The following is a 22326-nucleotide window of genomic DNA, read 5'->3' on the forward strand; positions in this document are numbered from 1 at the left end:
CACCGATCAGGAGCAGTCGCGCATCAGCGCGGCCCGGTTGTAGAGCGTCTTCAGGCTGATCCCGAGCGCTTTCGCCGCGCGCGGCTTGTTGCCGTCGAAATGACGCAGCGTCGCCGCGATGAAGCGCTGCTGCGCATGGTGCAGCGTCGCGCCGAGCGGCAGCGCCATCGCGTGCTCCGACGTGCGGTCGGGCGGCATCGGCTGCGTCGGCAGCGCGACGTCGATGCCGTCGTCCGCCAGGATGTACGCGCGCTCGATCGCGTTGTGCAACTCGCGCACGTTGCCGGGCCACGAATACGCGCGCAGCGCCGCGATCGCCGCGTCGGTCAGCCGCTTGTGCGAGCGGTGCCGCGCGTTCAGCGTATCGACGAATTCCTGCGCAATCGTCTCGATGTCGCCGTCGCGCCGGCGCAGCGGCGGCACGTACAGCGCCAACGCGGCGAGGCGGTAGAACAGGTCCTCGCGCAGCCGGCCGTCGCGCACGGCTTCGGCCGGGTTGTGGCGGGTGGCCGATACGATGCGCACGTCAAGCGGAATCGGCTCGGTGCCGCCCACCCGCACGATCGCATTCGACTCGATTGCCCGCAGCAGCTTCACCTGCAGCGCCGCGGGCATTTCCGCGATCTCGTCGAGCAGCAGCGTGCCGCCGCGTGCGGCTTCGAAAAAACCTTCCCGCTGTGCGATCGCGCCTGTGAAACTGCCTTTCTCGTGACCGAACAGTTGCGACTCGGCGATATCGGGCGGAATCGCGCTGCAGTTCACGGGCACGAACGGGCCGCTCCGCCGCGCACTGAGATCGTGCAGCCGGCGCGCGACGATATCCTTGCCGACCCCGCTTTCGCCGGCAATCATCACGCTGGCGCGGGTCGGTGCGATTTTCTCGATGCGGGCGAGCAGCGTGCGCATCGCGGAGGACCGGCCGGACAGCCGGCGGCCGTCTGAGCGCTGCTTCGACCGGTTTGCGGTTTCACCCATCTGCGTTAGCGGACCGTTTTGAAAATCGGCATCACGCGTTCCGTTCATTGCAATATTTATCATCGACAGCGAAACAGCCACGAAGGTGCCGCTGAATAGAAATTTCCAATGTGCGCGGCGTGGGCGGAAGGGATCGTCCATCGGTCTTTCCGCGAGTGGGGCACGACCGTGCCATCCAGGGTCTACCGGTGCTTTTTTACAGAAACCCGATGAAAAAGCCGGTTGCGAGCTCATACACCCTGGGCGTGCCGCGACATCGACGGGTGCCGCCGAATGTGGCCAAACAGACAGCTGGCATGGCGTGCCGTCCGATCATCCTCCGTCGGAACACCACTCCAGCTCCGCATCGGGCATGTTGCTTGCTAATAATCCATGCTCGCCCGGCACGCTCGACCGCATGCCGGATGGCCGACAAGCGGCAGAACGCCGCGCGACGGTAGCCGGCGCGATGCAAGGATGCAATGAGGAACCTGACCCGTGATCTGTTACGGCAGGGTGCATGGGTCGTGCTGGCCGTCGGACTGGCGTCCGCGCTACAGGCGTGGGCGATTCGCGTCGTCGGCGAGCACGCGCCATTTGCGCCGCTGCCTTTCTATGCGGCCGTTGCGGCTGCCGCGTGGCTGACGTCGTTCGGCGGCGGACTGGCCGCGACCGCCGCGAGCGTAGCCGTGATCGGCACGCTGTGGTGGCGCGATGCATCGCTGGCCACGCTGCTCGCGCAGGCCGGCGCGTTCGTCGCGATCAGCTTCGTCGAGTGTGTGCTCGTGACGGCCGTGAAACCGCTGCTCGCGAACGATCGTCTGCGCGAAATCGATGATGGCGGCAACGTCAATGCTCGCTCGCCGCACGGCGAGCCCGCGCCCGCCGCGCGCGAGCCCGACGACAGCCTGCTGCGCCGTGTGGTCGACGCTTCGCCCGATGCGATCGTCGGGGTCGATGCCGCGCGGCGGATCACGAACTGGAATCCGGCCGCGTGGCGGATCTTCGGGATCGACGCGGTACAGGCGACCGGGCGCGACATCGCTTCGATGATCGCGCCGCGCTGGTTGCGGCGGCATCCGGTACCCGCGTCGTTCGCGAACCTGCATGCGCCTGTTGGGCCGCTCGACGTGCTCTGTATGCGCCGCGACGGCGGCCGCTTTCGTGCGACCTTTGCGGCGTCGCCGATCGTCGATGCGCAGGGCAACTGCACGGGCCTGTCGATGACGCTGCGCGAAGCGCGCGAACGCCGCCGCGATGAGCGGCGCGACCTGCGCTCGCTGCGCGGTGCGCGCGACGCGCGTGCGCAGGCCGACTCGTCGAACCGGCTGAAGGACGAGTTGCTGGCGACGGTGTCGCACGAACTGCGCACGCCGTTGAATGTGATCTACGGCTGGGTCGAGGTGCTGCGCAACGTCGAAGGGCCGGGCTTCGCGCAGCAGGCGATCGACGCGATCGATCGCAGCGCGCGATCGCTGTCGCACATGGTCGGCGACCTGCTCGACGCGTCGTCGCTCGCGACGGGCCGGCTGCGCCTCGAACGCGTGCCGGTCGATCTCGTGCGGGTCGTGCGCGACACCACGCGCGAACTCGACGCGACGGCACAGGCGAACGGGCTCGCGCTGTCGACGCAGTACACGATGCCGACCTGCGTGATTCCGGCGGACCGCGAGCGCGTGCGCCAGATCCTGTCCAACCTGCTGTCGAACGCGATCAAGTTCACGCCGCGGGGCGGGCGCATCACCGTGTCGCTGACGCGAGCGGGCGAGCGCGTGCGGCTGTCGGTCGCCGATACGGGGCAAGGCATTGCGGCGGAATACCTGCCGCATCTGTTCGAAACGTTCGACCGGCCCGAAGGCGCGTTCGCGTCGCCGAAACGCGGCCTCGGGCTCGGCCTGTCGATCGTGCGCAACATCGCGCAACTGCACGGCGGCGACGTCGTCGCAACGAGTGCGGGTGCCGGACGCGGAACGACCGTGACGGTCATGCTGCCGGCCGGCTGGGACGCAGACGATCCGGCCGCACCACCGGCGCGCAAGGCGGGCCGGCCCGCCGCGATCGCGCTCGACGGCCGCCGCGTGCTCGTCGTCGACGACGACGCGACGTCGCGCGCCAGCCTCGCCGCAGCACTCGAAACGATGGGCGCGCAGGTATCGACCGCGCAGTCGGGGCACGATGCGCTCGACGCGGTGGAACGGCATCCGCCCAGCGTCGTGTTGTCGGATCTCGCGATGCCCGACGGCGACGGCTTCTGGCTGCTCGACCACATCCGGCATTTGCCGGGCGGCGCCGGACACTTGCCGGTCGTCGCGGTCACCGCGCACGCCGGCGAGGCCGACCGCCACCGCGTGCTGGCCGCCGGCTTCGACGCGTATCTGTGCAAGCCGGTCGACATGCCGACGCTGGCGAGCGTGATCGTCGACGTCGCGCGGGACGATTCGCGCGACCGGTAGCAGCGGACACAGCGGGCGCGTGGCGCAACGGCGTGGACCGATTTCTTTACGTCGACCGAGCGTCCCAAGTGCGGGAAACCGCGCGACCGGCCCGCTCTGTCTCGCATACGGAGGTCCCCGGATGAAAACGAATCGGATAAGCCGGGACGGACGCCGGCCGGCGGCATGCGCGCTGGCAGCCGCAGCCGGCGCGCTGGCGTTCGCGCTCTCGCACGCGCACGCGCAGGCGCCGCCTGCTTCGTCGGCGCAGGTCGCGCCGGGCGTCGTCAGCCCCGGCCCGACCGCCGACGAGGCCGCCATGACGCAGCGGCCGACCGGCATCGATGCCGAATTCGTCGACAAGGCCGCGATGCTCTGCAAGGTCGAACGACAGGCCAGCCAGCTCGCGCTCGACGCTCGTTGGACCCGGACGTGAAGGCATTCGCGCGCCGGATGATCGACGATCTCACGCGCATCGCCGGCGAATTGCGGCAGCTTGGCGCGCAAAAGGGCGTACCGGTTCAGACGCGGATGCTTGTCGATCCGGCGGTGACGGCATTGCGAACGAAGGATGGCCATGCGTTCGACACGGCCTATATCGCGCTGGCGGGCCCGCGCGCGCACGAGGCGGCGATCCGGCTTTATGAAGCCGAGGCGCGCAACGGCCGCGACCCGCAGCTTCGCGCATTCGCGGCCCGCGCGCTGCCGACGCTGAACGCGCATCTGGCCGCCGCGCGGAAGCTCGCTCGGACGGTGGCGGCCGCGCACTGAATCGCGTTGCAGCCGGCCGATTTCAATGCTTGCGCCGTCCGTCGTCTTCGGGGCCGCCCGGCGACGCCTCGTACGGCGGCGAGTCGAGCGCCGTTTCGCCTTCCTCGATCAGCCAGTACGGCGCACTGCCGTAGTACGCATGCAGCGCCTCGGCCCAGTCCGGATCGGCCATTGCCGGCCAGCGGTTCCTGTCGAAGCCGGGTGCTTCGCGCACCCGTTCGGCGACAACGGGCAGCACGAAGCATTTGCGCTCGACGTCGAGCATGAGCGCGTTCCACGGTACAGCGAGCAGTTTGTCGCCGCTCCCGCGCATGCCGGGCGACGCGACAACCGCATACGCGATCCGGCCGGAACGCATGTCGAGCATGATGTCGGTGACCTTGCCGATGTCGTCGCCGTCCGTCGTCAGCACGCGATCGCCTTCGAGCGTGCGGGCGGCCATCACGTCGGGCCCCGGCCCGCCCGCGGCCGTGCGGCGGCCGGGGCCGACAATGCGCGCGGCGTCGCGCGACGGTTTGTCCGTTGTCATCGAAAACCTCCTGGTCGAAACGGCCACCCGGGCGGCAACCCGGCGCACGCGCGAAACGCGTGCGTGTGCGCGTCGCGCCCGGGCAGCGGGCCGTGCGGAACAAGGGGGCGCGCGCGCGTCAGCGCCGACGCGGCAGCGACACGTCCTCGAGCGTATTGGCGAGCTCGTCGCGCTCCGGGCCGCCTGCCCGCGTCGCGATGTCGCCGAGCGACACGATGCCGACGAGTTGCAGGCTGCTGTCGAGCACCGGCAGCCGATGCAACTGCACGTCGGCCATCCGCTGCTGGACGTCACCGACGCCGTCGTCCTCGACGCACCACTGCACGGGCGCGGATGCGACCGCCAGCACGGACGTATCGGACGAATGGCCGTGCGACAGCGCCCGCACCGCGAGGTCGCGGTCGGTCACGATCGCGACGAGTTCGGTGCCGTTGCAAACGGGCAGCACGCCGATATCGAAGCGCTGCATCAGTTCGGCCGCATGGCGAATCGTATCGGTCGGCGCGACGCACACCACGTCGCGCGACATGATCTCGTTGATGCGATACATGAAGCCTCCTTCGTGAGCGAATCGATTCGGGAGCAGATACCGTGCCGCGCGCGCGCCGCGCACGCCGGCCCTTGTCGGCCGGACGACGGAGAAATTTGCCAGCCCGCTTGTACATCTTCCACGGCAGCAGTCGCGAACGGGCGGCAAGAGATGTCAGTGGCCGATGCCAGTCATCGCGATGATCGCGAGCACCACGGCGCTTTCGATCGCCGCCAGCGTCGCGACGCCCGCGGCGCCGCTGATTTCATGCCATCGGCGTTCAAGGATTTTCATTAGATCGCTCCGGTTTTCGCCGGCGCGCCGATGCGCCGCAGCGCATCGCGAGCCGGGTGCCGCCGTCAGCCGTGATCGCTGGGCGGGGAAGGGACGTGCGGCGCACGACGTTCGTGCTTGCCGGACGGCTTGGCGGGGTCGATACGCGTCGCACCGCCGACGGCGGGCGGGTCGCTGGCCGGAAACGACTCGTCGAGCCCTTCGTCGATACGCTCCTCCGTCTTGTCTTCGGGCGGCGGGCGGGACGTGGCAAGCCGGAGCAGTCCGGCAGCCGGTGACACGGCGTTGCGGCGGCCGGGGGCGTGAACGGTCATGGTCGAACCTCCTTGCGGATAGTGCGGGTGCAAGCGCCGTACCTGCGCGGCATCGGCGGCACGGCGCTTGCGCGGGGGACGCCGACCGGTGCGCCGGGCATGACCCGCACGCCGTCGGCTGGACGAGAGGACATCGCGATGAATGCATCCAAGGAAAGAATACGTTACGACGCGAACGTATGCGGCGGCGATTTCGGCCACGTGCGCGAGCGGTTCGACGCGTGGAAGCGCGAATCGCTGGTCTATCGGCCCGAACGGCGCATGTTCGACGGCAAGCACGAGGTGCGCGAACTGAACGACACCGTTCACGACGGCCCCGAGCACGCCCAGCAGGCGCTCGTCGCGCAATGCGCGCCGTCCGATCCGTTTGCGCTCGCGGTACGGCTGAACGCGGAAGGGCGCACGATGTGGCTGGTGATGGCCGCCTACGACGACTGACCGCACGGCAGCGTCCGTGCCGGATCGGTCAACGCGTACGGCACGGCAGCAGGCATACCGCTTGCGCGCGGTCGCAGCGCCATCGAGATGCACGTGCTGCCCGCGCAGGAACGACATGAAGACGCCATTCACGCTGCACCGCCCCGAACCGACACCCGAGGTCGACTCCGATCCGACGCAGCCCGGATACGACGATCCCGTCGATCCGCCCGTGCCCGACGGGCTGCCGCACGGCGCCCCGCCGTCGCACCCGCCGCCGATGCGGATGCCGGGCGGGTGCGGTGCGCCGCAACCGGCCGCACGATCACTGAAAGGAGGACCCTCATGGACATTCACGTGCAATCGCCTGACAAGCGCGCGATCGCTCAGGTGCTGGGCCGCTATTTCGAATCGCGCTCGTTGCTTTATCACATCGAGGAGTTGCCGGGCGGCGTACTGTATATCGGTTTTCGCGCCAGCGGCCGCCCGGTCGCCGTCACCGTATCGTTCGACGATGCCGCATACGACACCTATACGCACTGGGACGCCAGCCAGAAACAGCTCGCGCTCGGGCGGCTTGCGGACGGCTTCTCGCGGATGATGTCGACGCGCAGCCCGGCCGCGCTGGCCGGCGACTATCACGTCGAGCGCTTCTGATCCGGCGACGCTGCGCGCCTCCACGCCGACGAGGCAAAGTGCCCGCGCGCAGCGGGCGCTTTGCGTCTGCGCGCGTGTCGCGTAGGATGTCCGTTAATTCAGCGCACGCTACGTTCGCGCCGCCGGCTTCCAGCTGCTGCAGCCGAAGAGGCGCGACGCGCTTTCCCGCAGGTTCGTTTCGCGCAACCGACGGAGACGCCTTGATGACTGTTGCTCGCCTGTTGCTGTCACCCGGCGCACGCCGGTTCGTATCCGGCCTGTCCGCATGCGCGGCGCTCGCCGCGGCCGGCGCCCACGACGCGTCGGCCCAGACACCTTCGCCGCTCGGCGAGTGGCAATACTCGGCGGGCGTGCCGCTCGAGAAACTGTTCGATCCGACCATCTCCACGTGGCAGGTCAGCGTCGGCGCCGCGATGACGCTGCAACCACGCTATGCGGGCTCCGACCGCTATCGCGTGCTGGGCGGCCCGAATCTCGACATCCGCTATCGCGACCTGTTCTTCCTGTCGACCGGCGAGGGGCTGGGCGCGAACGTGCTGCGCGGGCCGAACTGGCGCGTGAGCCTGTCGGTCGGCTATGACCTCGGGCGCCGCTCGGCCGACGATCTCGGCCACCTGAACGGCCTCGACAACATCAACGCGGCGCCCGTGATGAAGCTGGCGGCCGATTACGTGATCTCGAAGGAATTCCCGCTCGTGCTGCGCGCGGATGTCCGGCGCAGCCTCGGCGGCTCGAACGGCTGGACCGGCGATGTCTCCGCGTACATGCCGATGCCCGGCAGCAACGAAAACTTCTTCTGGTTCGCGGGGCCGACCGTGTCGTTCGCCGACTCGCGCTACATGAACAGCTGGTTCGGTGTGAGCCAGGGTGCCGCCGCGCGTTCGAGGCTGCCGGCCTATTCGTCGGGTGCGGGGATCAAGTCGGCTGGCGTGGGCGTGACGATGGTCTGGTTCGTGAACAAGCACTGGTTCGTGACGATGGACGGCGCCATCGAACAGCTCGTCGGCCGCGCGGCGCGCAGCCCGATTACACAGCAGTCGACCAACGGCGTGTTCGACATGTCGGTGAATTACCAGTTCTGATCCCGGCGTCCTGGCCGGGCGGCGGCATGCGGCAATTCCCGTCACATTTGATATGATTCCGACCTGTACAAACGTACAGTGATCGATTCCCGTGACGCCCGCTTCGACGACGCCCCCGGCGTTTTACTACCTGACCAATTTCGAACGTGCGCTGGCCTGGCTCGGCGAGCGTTACGACGACCTGCTCGACCATCAGGAGCAGGCATTCGTTCGCGATTTCGCGACGCTGCCGCAGGCGTCGCGCGCGCTGCTCGTGCGGATGCTGATGCGCAACGGATCCGACTTCCGCGCCAGCAAGCTCGCATACGACGAAATCGGCTGCACGCTCGATGCGGCCGCGCCGCTGGTCGAACTCGGCTGGGTCGATCCGGCGCCCACGCTGACGCTCGACGAGCTGTTCGCGCTGTCGACCAAGGCCGACCTGCTGCGCATCTTCCCGTCGCTCGCCGCACATGCCGGCGAGCGCAAGCCCGAATGGCTCGAACGGCTGCGGCCCGCACACGATGCCGCGCAGCCGCTCGATGCCTGGTGCGCGCAGGCCGGCGACCGCGTGCTGCGCGTGACGGTCGGCGCGCTGTGCGACCGGCTGCGCCTGATGTTCTTCGGCAATCTCCATCAGGACTGGAGCGAATTCGTGCTCGCCGATCTCGGCGTGTTCCAGTACGAAAGCGTGCCGATCGCGCCGTCGTCTCGCGCGTTCCAGCAGCGCAGCGACGTCGACGCGTATCTCGCGCTGCAGATGTGTCGCGATGCGCTCGACGCGTGGCCCGACGATCTGCCGTTCGACGACCTGCTGCGCGCGATCGACGCGGTGGGCTGCGCGCAGCCGTGGCTCGCGACGCGTCGCGCGAAGCTGCTGTTCGCGCTCGGGCAGACCAGCGAGCGCCGCGCCGACTGGGCCGCCGCGCTCGACGCTTACACGCGCAGCGCATGGCCCGGCAGCCGCCATCGGCGCATCCGCGTGCTCGAGCGCTGTGGGCGCGACGACGACGCGCTCGCGCTGGTGCTCGATGCGCGCGGCGGTTTCGAAAGCGACGAGGAGCGCCAGCGCGTCGAGCGCATGCTGCCGCGCCTGCAGCGCCGCGTCGGCCAGCGCGTCGAACGCGCGGCCGCCGCGCCGGACGTGCCGCGCGAAACGCTCGTGCTGGTGCGCCCCGACGCGTTCGTCAGCGTCGAATTCGCGGTGCGCGACCATCTCGCGCAACCGGCGTCGCCGGTCCATTACGTCGAGAACACGCTGATCAATTCACTGTTCGGGTTGTTGTGCTGGGAGCCCGTGTTCGCGGCGGTGCCCGGCGCATTCTTCCACCCGTTCCAGCGCGGCCCGGCCGACCTGCACGCGCCCGATTTCGCCGCACGCCGCGCGGACGCATTCGCCGCCTGTTTCGCGCAGCTCGATTCGGGCGCGTACCGCGACACGATCCGCCGGCATTTTGCGACGAAGGCGGGGCTGCAGTCGCCGTTCGTGTTCTGGGGCGTGCTGACTGACGAACTGCTCGACGAGGCGCTCGCGTGCCTGCCGCCCGAGCACTTGCGGTTGTGGTTCGCGCGCCTGCTCGCGGATATCCGCAGCAACCGCTCGGGGCTGCCCGATCTCGTCCGCTTCTGGCCTGGCGAGCGCCGCTACGAGCTGATCGAGGTGAAGGGCCCGGGAGACCGGCTGCAGGACAACCAGACGCGCTGGCTCGCGTACTGCGTCGCACACGGCATTCCGGTGCGCGTCGTCGATGTCGAGTGGGCTGGCGCGAGTGTCGCGCACGCCGAGGCGGCGGGGCTGTCCGCGTGAGCTACGTCGTCGCGGTGCGGGCGATGTGCGAGTTCACCGCGCGGCGCGGCGATCTCGACCTGCGCTTCACGCCCGCGCCGACCGCGCTCGAAGGCATCGCCGGCCACGGCGCGGTCACGTCGAACCGCGGCGCGCGCTACGAAACCGAGATCGCGCTGACGGGCACGTGGGGCACGCTCACCGTGCGCGGCCGCGCGGACGGCTACGATCCGGTGGCGAACCGCCTCGAGGAAATCAAGACCTATCGCGGCAGCCTCGACGCGATGCCGGAGAACCACCGCGCGCTGCACTGGGCGCAGGCGAAGGTCTATGCGCACCTGATGTGCGACGCGCGCGATCTCGCGGAAATCGACGTCGCGCTCGTGTATTTCGACATCGTGTCCGAGCGCGAGACCGTGCTGACGGAAACGCTGGACGCGAGCACGCTCGCGGCATTCTTTGCCGAGCAGTGCGCGTGCTTCGTCGGCTGGGCCGAGCGCGAGACGGCCCATCGCGCGGCGCGCGACGCGGCGCTGCGCGCGCTCGCGTTTCCGCACGGGCAGTTCCGCAGCGGCCAGCGCGAGCTGGCGGTCGCCGTCTATCGTGCGGCGCGCGACGAACGCTGCCTGATGGCACAGGCGCCGACCGGCATCGGCAAGACGCTCGGCACCGTGTTCCCGCTGCTGAAGGCGTGCGGCGAGGGCGAGCTCGACCATGTGTTCTTCCTGACCGCGAAAACGCCCGGCCGCGCGCTCGCGCTCGAAGCGGCGACGGCGCTCGGCGCCGGCACGCCCGCGCTGCCGCTGCGCGTGCTGGAGCTCGTCGCGCGCGACAAGGCGTGCGAGCATCCGGACAAAGCGTGCCACGGCGAATCGTGCCCGCTCGCGCAAGGCTTCTACGACCGGCTGCCGGCCGCGCGCGACGCGGCGATCGGTGCAGGGCTGCTCGATCGCGACACGGTGCGCGCGGCCGCGCTCGCGCACGACGTCTGCCCGTATTACCTCGCGCAGGAGCTCGCGCGCTGGTCGGACATGGTGATCGGCGACTACAACTACTACTACGACGGCAGCGCGATGCTGCACACGCTCGCGCAGCAGAACCAGTGGCGCGTCGGCGTGCTCGTCGACGAGGCGCACAACCTGCTCGACCGCGCGCGCAAGATGTACAGCGCGTCGCTCGATCCGTTCGCGTTCGCAGCCGCGCGCGAAGCCGCGCCCGCGGCGCTGCGCAAGGCGTTCGACCGGCTCGCCCGCGCGTGGGGCACGATCAATCGCGCGCAGGCCGAGCGCTATGCGGCGTATCCGGACATTCCGGGCCCGATCGTGTCGGCCGTGCAGAACCTCGTCGCGGCGATCGGCGAACACCTGACCGACGCGCCGCGCGCGAACGGCGACGCGCTGCTGCGCTTTCATTTCGAGGCGATCCAGTTCGGCGTGCTCGCCGAAGCCTTCGACAGCGCGTCGATCTTCGACGCGACGCTGCACGGCGTACCGATGCCGCGCCAGACGGCGCTCGACGGCGTCGCGTCGGCCGGCAGCCGGCGCCGCGTCCAGTCGACGCTGTGCGTGCGCAACGTGATCCCGGCCGGATTTCTCGCGCCGCGCTACGAAGCCGCGCGTGCGACCGTGCTGTTCTCGGGCACGCTGAGCCCGTTCCATTTCTACCGCGACACGCTCGGGCTGCCCGGCGACACGGGCTGGCTCGACGTCGACGGGCCATTCCGCGCCGAGCAACTGACCGTGCGCGTCGCGAGCCACGTGTCCACACGCTGGCGCGACCGCGACCGTTCGCTCGAACCGATCGTCGACCTGATCGCCGCGCAATACGCGGCCCGGCCCGGCAACTACCTCGGTTTCCTGAGCAGCTTCGACTACCTGGGGCGCGTGGTCGCGCTGATGCAGACGCGTCACCCGGACGTGCCGGTGTGGGCGCAGGCACCCGGCATGGCCGAAAGCGAGCGCGATGCGTTTCTCGCGCGCTTCGACGCGGGCGGGCGCGGCGTCGGCTTCGCGGTGCTGGGCGGCGCGTTCTCGGAAGGCGTGGACCTGGTCGGCGAACGGCTGATCGGCGCATTCATCGCGACGCTCGGGTTGCCGCAGGTCAACGATGTCAACGAGCAGATGCGGCGCGCGATGGACGTGCGCTTCGGCAACGGCTACGACTACATGTACCTGTATCCGGGCTTGCAGAAAGTCGTGCAGGCGGCCGGGCGCGTGATCCGCACCGAGCACGACGAAGGCGTCGTGCATCTGATCGACGATCGTTATCGGCGGCGGGAGGTGCGCGATCTGCTGCCGCGCTGGTGGCGGATCGGGTGAACGGGAGGAAGCCCGGCCGGCAGACTGCCGGTTGCGGCGCAGCGGTGTTGTCCGTCGCGTAGCGGTGTCGCAGGCGCCACCCTGGGCCGGGCGGCACTACAGCACGTTCAGCATCGCGAGCGCGGCTTCCTGCAGGTGCGGCAGCACGCGCCGCACGGCGGCGTCGGTCGTCTCCGTGCCGATCGGCATGTTCGTGCTCAGCGCGGCGACGACTTCGCCGTGACGATTCTTCAGCGGCACCGCGATCCCGCGCACACCGACCTGCAATTGCTGTTCGATCGCCGCGAAACCGGCGTCGCGCGCTTGGTCGACCTGTTCGAGCAGGCGCGCCTTGTTGGTGATCGTGTGCGGCGTGAACGGCGTCAGCTCGGTGTCGTCGAGCCACGCGCGCACGGCCTCGCGATCGGGATGATGCGCGAGCAGCACGACGCCCGGCGACGTCAGCGGCGCCGGCACGCGCGCGCCGAGCACGAAGCCGGTCGTCATCACGCGCGACACGCCGTTGCGCGCGATGAACACGAGTTCCCAGCCGTCGAGCACGCTCACGTAAGCCGATTCGTTCAGCGACGCGCTCAGTTGCTGCAGATAGGGCTGGACCGTGCGCGGCAGCCGCGCCGAATCGAAGTACGACCAGCCGACCCGCAGCACGCGCGGCGTCAGGCCGTACAGCTTGCCGTCGGTGTAGACGTAGCCGAGCGATTCGAGCGTCAGCAGGTAGCGCCGCGCGGCCGTGCGCGTGAGGCCGGTGCGCGCGGCGGCCTGCGTGGGCGTCATGCGCGCGTGCTGGCTGTCGAATGCTTCCAGGATCATCAGGCCTTTTTCGAGGCCGGCAATCCAGTCGCGTCGGTCGAGTTCGGGCTTTTTCATCGTCGGGAGGGGCGCGGCGCCATGATGCGCGGTGATCGCGCGGGAGTGGGCGATTATCGCGCGATTCGAACGGCGATGGCTTCCGACGCATGCGTTATGCCCCGATTTTGCAGGTGAGACATGGAAGATATACAATCACCGATGTATATCCGAGGAGGTCCGTATGCAGGTCGCAAAGTGGGGCAATAGCCTGGCCGTCCGTCTCCCTGCCAGTGTGGTCGATGCACTGGAGCTTCGCGAAGGGGACGATATCGAAATCGTGGTCGATAGCCCGCGCGTTTTTGCCGTCAGCCGCAAGCCGCGGGCCGATGAACTTCTGCAACGGTTGCGGCGTTTCAGGGGCAAGCTGCCCGCCGATTTCAAGTTCAGCCGGGACGACGCGAATGAGCGGGATTGAGTCGGCGAAATCGTTCGTCGATAGCAATGTCGTGCTTTATCTGCTGTCCGAGGACGAAACCAAAGCGAATCGGGCGGAGGCACTGTTCCTTCGGCGGCCCACCATCAGTGTCCAGGTACTGAACGAAGTCGCCAGCGTTTGCAGCCGAAAATTGCGGATGCCGTGGAGCGACGTGGGGCAGTTTCTGGAACCGATCAGGAGCTTGTGCCATGTCGTACCGGTCACGATCGATACGCATGACCTGGCGCGAAGGCTGGCGGAACGGCATGGTTTGTCCTTCTATGACGCGTGCATCGTTGCCGCCGCGTCGCTCGAGGGCTGCGAGACCCTGTACACCGAGGACATGCACGACGGCCTGCGCGTGGACGGCGGTCCGGTACTGCGAAATCCGTTTGCTTGAACGTCGCGAATTCCGGGCGTGCTACCGGCAGGACACGATCATCGTTTTTGGAACCCAACATGAAATTTCGTGAATTCTCGGTGGCCTTGTTCGCTGCGGCCGTGCCGGCGCTCGCTGGCGCCAGTCCTGCAAGTGACGCCGGACTGGCTCGTCCGGCCGTCGACATCCGTGCATGGCCGCGCATGACGTCGCCGAAATTCGGCTGCTACGTCGAAACGACATTCGACTACCGCGACAAGCGCTTCAACTGCACGCTGAAGAAGTACAGGAATGCCGGCGACGCGTGCAAGAACACGAAGGCGTACTACGAAGGCCCGGCATTCCCCGACCGGCTCGCGGCCCGCGTGCATCCGCTCGCGACGAAAGTCGAGCTCGACTGGGAGCATGGCGACCTGCAGATGGTCACCGTCACGCTGAAGGGAACGTGGAACGAAGCGGACGTGCGCAAGGCGTTCGGGTTGCCGCGCGCGGAGGGGCGCAAGCTGACCGAAGCGGAACTGCGCAAGCAGCCGGACAACCTGATGGACACGAGCATCCAGTATCCGTCGAGCCCGACCGACAACAGCCTCGGCAGGCGGCCGAGCGATCCCGCGCACGGCACGACTGCCGTGATGCTGTACGGCTTCGACCACATGGGAGCGGGCGACGTCGAGTGCGGGGACGGGGAGTAACGCCGGGAAGCGAAGCGGCGATCCTTCAAGGCGCGCCGGTTGCCGAGCAGTCTGCCGATACCGGCCAGGGAAGGGGAAAGACGGATGCGGCGCCGACTTCACGCGAGCCGCACCCGCCCGAGCGGCATTATTCGCTGCTCGTCCACTCGACGTTCGCGCCGACGGAGCGCAGGTTCTCGACGAAATGCGGATGCGCGCGGCGGATCGGCAGCGCGTTCATGATTTCCGAGCGGCCTTCGATGCTCGCGGCCACCATCAGCAGCGCGATCGCGACGCGGATGATGTACGGGCTTTCGACGCGTGCCGGCGTCAGTTGCAGCCCGCCGAACGTGATCAGCCGGTGCGGATCGGACAACAGCACGTGCGCGCCGAACTTCGACAGTTCGCCGGACCAGCCGAGCGCACCGTCGTAGACCTTGTTCCAGAACATCGCGCTGCCTTCCGCGCGCACGCCGAGCGCGATGAAGATCGGCAGCAGGTCGACCGGCAGGTACGGCCACGGCGCGGCCTCGACCTTGGTCAGGATGTTCTGCGTGAACGGCCGGCGCACGCGCAGCGGGCCGTCGCGTTCCGCGCGCGACCAGCCGTCGCGGTGCGTGACGTTGACGCCGAACTTCGCGAACGTGCGGTCGATCAGCGGGAAATGCTCGGGCGACGAGTTGCGCACCGTGATGTCGCCGCCCGTGATCGCGCCGAGCGCGAGGAACGTCGCGATCTCGTGGAAATCCTCGGCGAAGCGGAACTCGCCGCCGCCGAGTTTGCGGCCGCCCGTCACACAGAGCCGCGACGTGCCGATGCCTTCGATCGCGACGCCGATCATCGCGAGAAACTGGCAGAACTCCTGCACGTGCGGCTCGGACGCCGCGTTCATCAGCGTCGACGTGCCGCTCGCGGCCGTCGCGCACAGCGCGAAGTTCTCGGTGGTCGTCACCGACGCGTAGTCGAGCCAGTGATCGTTGGCCGTCAGCGGGCCGTCGGTGCGGACGATCAGCGAATCGGGCGTGCGTTCGATGTGCGCGCCGAAGCGCTCGAACACCTCGACGTGCGGATCGATTTCGCGCACGCCGAGCGTGCAGCCTTTCACGTCGTTCTCGAGGCGCGCAACACCGAAGCGCGCGAGCAGCGGCGGAATCAGCATGATCGACGAGCGCATCGCCTCGGGCAGTCGGTGGACGGTCGGATCGAACTTCGTATTGCGATGGTGGAGTTCGAGCAGGCCCGTCGTGAAGTCGACCGACACATCGCTGCCGAGCGTGCGGAAGATGTCGAGGATCTTGCGTACGTCGGTGATGTCCGGCACGCCGACAAGGCGCAGCGGCTGATCGGTCAACAGGGTGGCGCACAGGATCGGCAGGACGGCGTTCTTGTTCGCGGACGGCTTGATGTCCCCGCGCAGCGGAGTGCCGCCGTGGACGATGAGATTCGACATGATATGGGGGCGTATCGGTGACTGACGTAGGCCCATATGATGCCATTGGTCGGCGGGCGGCGTGGAATGTTCGGAGGGGAAACGGGGGATCGGCGCGCGTGATTGACGGTGTTTGACGTTGAGTCGGGGGGACCGCCGTTCGGCTGGCGGCCGACGCAAGGAAATGGCCGGCCGCGAATCGGGCCGGCCACGCGCTCACTTCGTCACTGCGCCGCCCGCATCCGCGTGGCGACCACCAGCGAGATCAGGCAGCCCGCCGCGAGGTAGCCGGCGACGAGGTGCCACGAGCCGCCGGCCAGGGTGACGAGGCCGACCGCGATGAACGGCGTGAACCCGCCGCCGACGACACTCGCGAACTGGTAACCCACGCCTGCGCCGCTGTAGCGGTACTCGGCGCCGAACAGCTCGGTGAACAGCGGCTGCTGGACGCTCACGACCATGTCGTGCGCGGCGTTCGCGAGCAGGATCGAGAAGATCACGATCCACGCGATCGACCGCGCTTCCAGCGCGACGAAGAACGGCACCGCGGACGCGAGGCCGATCAGCGCGCCGATCAGGTAGATGCGACGCAGGCCGTAGCGGTCGGCCAGCCACGCGAAGCATGGGATTGTCATGCAGCTCACCGCGCCGACCAGCAGGCCGATGTTCAGGAACAGGTCGCGCGACATGCCGAGGTTCGTCGTCGAATAGCTGAGCGCGAACGCGGTGACGATATACATCGTGAACAGTTCGGCGAGCCGCAGCGCGATGATCAGCAGGAACGCCTTCGGATGGCGCGTCAGCGCTTCCAGCACCGGCAGGCGCAGCTTGCGATTGCCGTGTTCGACCTTCTCGACGAACTCCTGCGATTCGTCCATGCTCTTGCGCACCCACAGCCCGATCAGCACCAGCACGATGCTGAACACGAACGGCAGGCGCCAGCCCCACGACTTGAACGCGGCTTCGCCGAGCGTGTGGCTCAGGATCGACACGATGCCCGTGGCCAGCACGAGCCCGACGCCGTAGCCGACCTGCACGCCGCTGCTGTAGAACGCCTTCTTTTGCTTCGGCGCGCTTTCGACGGCCATCAGCGCCGCGCCGCCCCATTCGCCGCCGACCGCGAAACCCTGGACCGCGCGCATCAGCACCAGCAGCACCGGCGCCCACCAGCCGATGGTTGCGAAGGTCGGCAGCAGGCCGATCGCGACCGTCGACAGCCCCATCAGCATCACGGTCAGCACGAGCATCCGCTTGCGGCCGAGCCGGTCGCCGTAGTGGCCGAACACGACGCCGCCGAGCGGCCGGAACAGGAAGCCGACGCCGAACGTCGCGAACGCCGCGAGCGTGCCCATCGTCGGGCTGACTTTCGGGAAGAACTCGGAATTGAATACCAGCGCGGCGACGATCCCGTATAGCAGGAAGTCGTACCAGTCGACGACGGCGCCGACGAAGCTGCCAATCGCGGCCTTGCGGGCCTGGCTGCGCGCGCGGATGCCGGCAGCGGCGTCGAGGGTGTCGAAGGTTGGGGTCATGGCGGTGTCTCCTGGCTCGGCGCATCGTGGATTCGTGGCGGCGCCGCGTCCGATGCTGCATTGAAGTCGATGGGTGAACGGAGAATAGGGCGCACGCCGCACGGCGGCAATTGGCCAACCGGACAAAGTGCGCGATTATCGTTCAGATTCGTGCGATTATCGGACGCTTTCCGGGTTTGCACTAGGCGACGCGACGATATCCCATTCGGCCAGGGTGTGCCGCCGTGAACGATCTGGTTAAAATCTGCAGCATGAAAACTCGCCCGTCCGGGGCGGATGCGCGGTCGCCATATCGGCCGCGCATGCCGCACGCGCCGGGCGCCATCCCCATCGACCGCATGCCCCCGGAGACTGGAATGCCCGGCAATTCCCACCCCCTGTCCAGCGATACGCCGCCCGTCGCCGATCCGGCCGCCAATCCGCTCGGGATGGCCGGCCTCGAATTCGTCGAATTCGCGGCGCCCGTGCCGGAAGCGCTCGCGCAACGCTTCGAGCAGCTCGGGTTCAAGGCGATCGCGCGACATGTCAGCAAGAACGTCACGCTGTACCGGCAAGGGCAGATGCATTTCCTGATCAACGCCGAGCCCGAATCGTTCGCTGCGCGCTACGCGGAGGAATACGGGATGGGCGTCTGTGCGATCGGGCTGCGCGTGGCCAGCGCACGGCGCGCGTTCGAGCGTGCGATCGAGCTCGGCGCGTGGGCATTCGAGGGCGAGCGGGTCGGCGTCGGCGAGCTGAAGATCCCGGCGATCCAGGGCATCGGCGATTCGCACCTGTATTTCGTCGACCGCTGGCGCGGGCGGGACGGTCAGCGCGGCGGCGTCGGCGACATCTCGATCTTCGACATCGATTTCCGCCCGATCGACATCGCGACCGCGCATACCGATCTCGAATGCGTGGGCGTCGGCCTGCAGCAGGTCGACCATTTCACGCAAACCGTCGGCGCGGGGCGCATGCGGGAGTGGCTGGATTTCTACCACGACCTGCTGCATTTTCGCGAAATCCACGAAATCGACGCGCACTGGCATGTGTCGGAGGACTCGCGCGTAATGGTGTCGCCGTGCGGCGCGGTGCGGATTCCGGTCTACGAGGAAGGCACGCGGCGCACCGAGCTGATGCACGCGTATCTGCCCGACCATCCGGGCGAGGGCGTCCAGCACGTCGCGCTGGCGACTGACGACATCCTGTCGTGCGTCGATGCACTGCGCGCGAACGGCGTCGAATTCATCGAGCCGCCCGCACGCTATTACGACGACGTCGATGCGCGGCTGCCCGGGCACGGCGTCGATCTCGACGCGCTGCGCCGCCGCGCGGTGCTGGTCGATGGCGAGATCGGCAGCGACGGCGTGCCGCGCCTGTTCTTCCAGACTTTCGTCAAGCGCCGGCCCGGCGAGATCTTCTTCGAGATCGTGCAGCGCAAGGGGCACCACGGGTTCGGCGAAGGAAACCTCGCGGCACTCGCCCGCGCGCGCGACGCCGGCTGAGCCGCCTGCGCACCCGCGTCACGCGTCAAGTTTCATGCGGCGGCGGCCGGCACGCGGTTCGGCGCGGGGTCGTTCGGCTCGCGCAGTACGCACGCCGTGCCGCCCGGCGTGTACATCGACACGACGCAGCAGTTGCACGACGTGCAGCCCGACTGAGTCAGCCGGCCGTCGCGCAGCCCGTTCACGAAACCCGGTTCGAACACGAGCGCCCGGGCAAGCGCAACCGCGTCGAAACCTTCGCGCATCGCCTGCTCGACGTTTTCGCGCGAACGCACGCCGCCGAGATAGGCGAGCGGCATCCTGACGGCCGCGCGCACCTTCCTGGAATGTTCGAGGAAATACATCTCGCGAAACGCGCCCATCTTCGGCTCGGTGAGCTTCTGCAGCGTCATCGCGGTGCGCACGATCGCGTTGTCGGCGTTCGCGCGCGCTTCGCCCGGCAGCGGGCTGCCGAATAGCTGCCACACCGATTCGACGTTCATCCCGCCGCTCAGCACCAGCAGGTGCGCGCCTTCGGCTTCCAGCCGCCGCGCGATCTCGCATGCGTCGTCGGCGGTGCCGCCACCGCGCACGCCTTCGGTCACGCCGATCTTGCAGACGACGGCGAGATCGCGGCCCACCGCATCGAGCACGCGGCGCAGCACCTCGACCGGGAACGCCGCACGGCGCGCCGCGTCGCCGCCGTATGCATCGCGGCGGCGGTTGTACAGCGGCGACAGGAACTGGCTCAGCAGATAGCCATGCCCCATGTGGATTTCGACCGCATCGAAGCCGGCGTCGCGCGCATGCCGCGCCGCTTGCGCGAATTCGTCGGCGATCGCCGACATCTGGTCGCGCGTCATCGCCTGCTTCAGGAAGCGGCCGCTCATCACACCGACCTTGTTGAAGCCGCCCGACGCACTCAACGGGCGTTTCGTCGACAGCGACGGCAGGAACGTGAAGCAGCCGCCGTGCGTGATCTGCGCGGAGGCGGCCGCGCCGTGGCGATGGACGGCGTCGGTCAGCGCGCGGAATTGCCGGACCGTCGGCACGTCGAGTCGCGCCTGGTCGACGAACGTGCGGCCGTCGTCGCTGATCGCGCAGTACGCGACGGTCGTCAGCGCGGCGCCGCCTTCGGCAATGCGCTCGTGGAAGCCGGCGAGCGCGCGCGACGGCACGCCGTTCGGCGTCATGCCTTCGTTGGTGGCGGACTTGATCAGGCGGTTGCGCAGCGTCAGCGGGCCGATCTGCAGCGGGCTGAACGCGGTCGTGAGGTCGGCGGATTCCATGAGGGCGCGGGCGTCGGGATGGGCACGGCGACCATTGTGCGGCGGTGGTGCAGGCGCGCATCGTCCGGGTGGATGAGCCTTTCGTCCGGACCGGCCTGAAATGAAGTGCCCGCAGGCTTCACCGCCCGCCGGGATGAATTGCCGACAACGTCCGATCCGGTGCGCGTGCGACGTGTCGATGTGCTTGCCGTCCGCGCAATCGTTACGCGGCGGTTCGCTGTCGTCCAAAGCGCGAGCACCATGTCGCGCAATCGCGCGAATTCGGGCGAATCAGGACGAACCATCGATTCGACGCGTTGAAGCGCCGCATCACGCCCCAAGCCCGGCACACCGCGGAGCAACATCGCGCGCGATCACCCACCCCCAAGCTTGCGGCTCTGGCGACGCATGCCGCCGAAGATCGCGTCCGCCACATCCGCCGGAAAATCCGCCGGGATCTGCGCGGCGACTTCGGCAATCGCGGGCTCCGTGCGCGCGGCGACGGCCGCCATCGCGGCGCACACGTCGTCTTCGGTCAGGCCGACGCGCCGGCCCTGCGCAATCCAGTGACGCGGCTGGATCTCGCCGATCACGTAGTGCCGGTTCTTCCCGCACACGGCCATCGCGAGCCGCGCGCGGCGCGGCGGGAGCTGGTTGCGGCGCGTGCCGACGATCGGATGCGCGGACAGCACGTCGTACAGCGGCGTGCTGCGGTAGCTGTTGCCGGGCAGATGCGCGACGCTGAAGTTCTTCGCATGGCCGTCGATTGCCGCCAGCACCCAGAACACGAGCTGCGCGACGAAGAAATTCCGCCTGTCGTGCGCGGCGTCGGCCGAATTCGCGAGGATGCCCATGATCGTCTCGATGCCGGGGCCGCCGTCGGATTGGTATTTCGCGCCCGACGGCGTGCCGGTCGCCTGGCACATGTCCTCCTGCGGCAGCCGCAGGATCCACGTGCCGTCGCGCGAAAGGCGCCGGTCGAAGCGCTCGACGATCAGCGCCTTCTGGTCGTCGAACCGGCCGATCTCGCACGGCGCGACCGGCAGGCCGTATGCGGCGACCAGCTTCGAGCACAGCCATTCGTTCTCGACGGACGTCCGCATGTCGGCCTGCATGTTCCCGACGCGCCCGAGCGGCAGCTTGAAGATGTGCGTCGTCGGCGTGCTGCCCGACGGCCGCAACCAGCGGTTCCGCTGACGCAGCAGCGCGGTTTTTTCCTGCGCGCCAGCGATCGACAGGCGCAAGTCGACGTCCGGCTCCGCGCGGCCGGGCAGCGGCGCGGCGGTCGCGTGACGCAGCACGTCGGCGACGGCTGCGTCGTCGAGCGTCACGCCGTCGATCGCCTCGAGGTCGACCGGCGTCTCGCCGGGCGGCAGCATCTGGATCGCGCCGACGCAATCGCGGCCGATCGACGCGAGCAGTTCGAACGGTGCCGTCGAGCGGAGCCGGTAACGCTGCGCGATGCGGCGGCGGATCGGCTCGCTGTCCGGCAGCAGGTTGTCGAAGTAGTCGGCGACGATCGCGCCCTGGTGCGGCTGGTTGCCGGGCGTGAAGGGCAGCGACAGCGACAGCGGCCGCCCTTGGGGATCGTCGAGCCAGCCCGGCAGGTAGACGAGGCGCTCGACGCCGCGCCGGACTTCCCAGTAGCCGACCGGAATGCCGTTCATCCACAGGTCGAGCCGGTCGTGGCGGGCGCGCGCGGCCACTGTCACCAGTCCTCCCGCGTCGAGGCCCGTGGCTTGCCCGGTGCCGCCGTCGCCGGCCGCTTGCGCGCGGCGACGGTCGGGGTTCTGGTTTGGGCTTTTGCGGATTTTGCTGCCGTTACACCGCGCGCCGGGTCCGGCATGCGCTTTTTCGCGGCCGGCTTGCGAGCCGCCGGCCCGGCATCGGCTTCGGTATCGTCGGGCCCCGCCAATTCATGCAGCACGCCCAGATCGAGCGTCATTCGAACGCCGAGCGTGTTCAGCACCTTGAAGAGGCGTTCGATGCTGACCGCCGACGGATTGGCTTCGAGCTGCGCATAGGATTGCTGCGTGACGCCCAGGCGGGCGGCCAATTGCGCTTGCGTGAGCCCCGCGGACTTCCGGAAGCCGACGAGTATCGGGCGCAACTGGGTCAGGGTCTGGACAGGAAAGGCCATCGGGCGCTCCGCAGGATGACAGGCGATCGTTTGTAATCGGAAAATACAGTCTATGGTATGTATTGTAAAAATACAAACCCAAGACTGTATTTAACAAAAACAAACGATAGCCTGTTTC

Annotated in this window: 20 protein-coding genes and 1 pseudogene; 11 read left to right on the forward strand and 10 right to left on the reverse strand. The window is 68.4% G+C overall.

Features of this window, described 5'->3' with window-relative positions:
• Positions 1-6: 6 nt before the first annotated feature.
• Positions 7-1038: a sigma-54 interaction domain-containing protein gene (locus R9B84_RS26690; protein ID WP_423763002.1), complete on the reverse strand. Its 1032-nt coding sequence runs from the start codon at positions 1036-1038 to the stop codon at positions 7-9.
• A 398-nt stretch (positions 1039-1436) separates the two neighbouring features.
• Here R9B84_RS26690 and R9B84_RS26695 point away from each other — a divergent pair, with 398 nt between their 5' ends.
• Together R9B84_RS26695 and R9B84_RS26700 are read left to right on the forward strand one after the other, a co-directional pair.
• Entirely contained in the window at positions 1437-3407 is a 1971-nt protein-coding gene (locus R9B84_RS26695) for an ATP-binding protein (protein WP_423763003.1), read from the forward strand.
• Between the two features lie 121 nt (positions 3408-3528).
• Positions 3529-4157, forward strand: a pseudogene (locus R9B84_RS26700) (DUF4142 domain-containing protein).
• A gap of 22 nt (positions 4158-4179) precedes the next feature.
• Here the strand turns inward: R9B84_RS26700 and R9B84_RS26705 are convergent.
• From R9B84_RS26705 to R9B84_RS26715, 3 genes are all read right to left on the reverse strand, one after another.
• Positions 4180-4686 (reverse strand): PRC-barrel domain-containing protein, encoded by a 507-nt coding sequence (locus R9B84_RS26705; protein WP_423763004.1) that lies wholly within the window; start codon positions 4684-4686, stop codon positions 4180-4182.
• A 118-nt stretch (positions 4687-4804) separates the two neighbouring features.
• The gene (locus tag R9B84_RS26710) at positions 4805-5236 is read right to left on the reverse strand and encodes a CBS domain-containing protein (RefSeq protein ID WP_423763005.1); all 432 of its coding nucleotides are present in this window, start codon (positions 5234-5236) and stop codon (positions 4805-4807) included.
• Between the two features lie 338 nt (positions 5237-5574).
• Positions 5575-5823: a hypothetical protein gene (locus R9B84_RS26715; RefSeq protein ID WP_423763006.1), complete on the reverse strand. Its 249-nt coding sequence runs from the start codon at positions 5821-5823 to the stop codon at positions 5575-5577.
• A 138-nt stretch (positions 5824-5961) separates the two neighbouring features.
• Between R9B84_RS26715 and R9B84_RS26720 the strand changes: the two genes are divergently transcribed.
• The 5 genes from R9B84_RS26720 to R9B84_RS26740 all read left to right on the forward strand — a co-directional run bounded on the left by R9B84_RS26720 (position 5962) and on the right by R9B84_RS26740 (position 12062).
• A complete protein-coding gene (locus R9B84_RS26720) occupies positions 5962-6261 on the forward strand; it encodes a hypothetical protein (protein WP_423763007.1) in 300 nt (99 codons plus the stop codon).
• Positions 6262-6585: 324 nt separating this feature from the next.
• A complete protein-coding gene (locus tag R9B84_RS26725; RefSeq protein WP_423763008.1) occupies positions 6586-6897 on the forward strand; it encodes a hypothetical protein in 312 nt (103 codons plus the stop codon).
• A 203-nt stretch (positions 6898-7100) separates the two neighbouring features.
• The gene (locus R9B84_RS26730; protein ID WP_423763009.1) at positions 7101-7979 is read left to right on the forward strand and encodes a MipA/OmpV family protein; all 879 of its coding nucleotides are present in this window, start codon (positions 7101-7103) and stop codon (positions 7977-7979) included.
• A gap of 91 nt (positions 7980-8070) precedes the next feature.
• Positions 8071-9765, forward strand: a complete 1695-nt coding sequence (locus R9B84_RS26735) for a VRR-NUC domain-containing protein (protein ID WP_423763010.1) — start codon at positions 8071-8073, stop codon at positions 9763-9765.
• Positions 9762-12062 (forward strand): ATP-dependent DNA helicase, encoded by a 2301-nt coding sequence (locus R9B84_RS26740; RefSeq protein ID WP_423763011.1) that lies wholly within the window; start codon positions 9762-9764, stop codon positions 12060-12062. The genes R9B84_RS26735 and R9B84_RS26740 overlap by 4 nt, the downstream gene beginning before the upstream one ends.
• Before the next feature lie 96 nt (positions 12063-12158).
• Here the strand turns inward: R9B84_RS26740 and R9B84_RS26745 are convergent, their stop codons facing one another.
• Complete coding sequence (locus R9B84_RS26745) at positions 12159-12929, reverse strand: IclR family transcriptional regulator domain-containing protein (protein ID WP_423763012.1); 771 nt, start codon at positions 12927-12929, stop codon at positions 12159-12161.
• A gap of 163 nt (positions 12930-13092) precedes the next feature.
• On the opposite strand from R9B84_RS26745, the gene R9B84_RS26750 reads away from it, so the two are divergent.
• From R9B84_RS26750 to R9B84_RS26760, 3 genes are read left to right on the forward strand one after another with little or no spacing between them, the layout of a single operon-like run.
• Positions 13093-13326, forward strand: a complete 234-nt coding sequence (locus R9B84_RS26750; protein WP_262544652.1) for an AbrB/MazE/SpoVT family DNA-binding domain-containing protein — start codon at positions 13093-13095, stop codon at positions 13324-13326.
• On the forward strand, positions 13313-13726 hold the full coding sequence (locus tag R9B84_RS26755) for a PIN domain-containing protein (protein WP_423763013.1): 414 nt from the start codon (positions 13313-13315) through the stop codon (positions 13724-13726). Before R9B84_RS26750 ends, R9B84_RS26755 begins: the two co-directional genes overlap by 14 nt.
• 59 nt (positions 13727-13785) lie before the next feature.
• Complete coding sequence (locus R9B84_RS26760) at positions 13786-14397, forward strand: hypothetical protein (RefSeq protein WP_423763014.1); 612 nt, start codon at positions 13786-13788, stop codon at positions 14395-14397.
• 127 nt (positions 14398-14524) lie between these two features.
• Here R9B84_RS26760 and R9B84_RS26765 read toward each other — a convergent pair whose 3' ends face one another.
• The gene (locus tag R9B84_RS26765) at positions 14525-15826 is read right to left on the reverse strand and encodes a UDP-N-acetylglucosamine 1-carboxyvinyltransferase (protein ID WP_423763015.1); all 1302 of its coding nucleotides are present in this window, start codon (positions 15824-15826) and stop codon (positions 14525-14527) included.
• A gap of 203 nt (positions 15827-16029) precedes the next feature.
• Positions 16030-17337: a shikimate transporter gene (gene shiA / locus R9B84_RS26770; protein ID WP_423763016.1), complete on the reverse strand. Its 1308-nt coding sequence runs from the start codon at positions 17335-17337 to the stop codon at positions 16030-16032.
• 356 nt (positions 17338-17693) lie between these two features.
• Here shiA and R9B84_RS26775 point away from each other — a divergent pair, with 356 nt between their 5' ends.
• Complete coding sequence (locus tag R9B84_RS26775; protein WP_423763017.1) at positions 17694-18821, forward strand: 4-hydroxyphenylpyruvate dioxygenase family protein; 1128 nt, start codon at positions 17694-17696, stop codon at positions 18819-18821.
• 32 nt (positions 18822-18853) lie between these two features.
• Here R9B84_RS26775 and R9B84_RS26780 read toward each other — a convergent pair whose 3' ends face one another.
• The 3 genes from R9B84_RS26780 to R9B84_RS26790 all read right to left on the reverse strand — a co-directional run bounded on the left by R9B84_RS26780 (position 18854) and on the right by R9B84_RS26790 (position 22208).
• Positions 18854-20089 (reverse strand): NADH:flavin oxidoreductase, encoded by a 1236-nt coding sequence (locus tag R9B84_RS26780; protein WP_423763018.1) that lies wholly within the window; start codon positions 20087-20089, stop codon positions 18854-18856.
• A gap of 353 nt (positions 20090-20442) precedes the next feature.
• Positions 20443-21774: a type II toxin-antitoxin system HipA family toxin gene (locus R9B84_RS26785; protein WP_423763582.1), complete on the reverse strand. Its 1332-nt coding sequence runs from the start codon at positions 21772-21774 to the stop codon at positions 20443-20445.
• Positions 21775-21776: 2 nt separating this feature from the next.
• A complete protein-coding gene (locus R9B84_RS26790) occupies positions 21777-22208 on the reverse strand; it encodes a helix-turn-helix domain-containing protein (RefSeq protein ID WP_423763019.1) in 432 nt (143 codons plus the stop codon).
• Between the last annotated feature and the right edge of the window lie 118 nt (positions 22209-22326).

This window comes from Burkholderia sp. NLJ2, assembly GCF_049487195.1.
GTDB classification, from domain to species: Bacteria; Pseudomonadota; Gammaproteobacteria; order Burkholderiales; family Burkholderiaceae; genus Burkholderia; species Burkholderia pyrrocinia.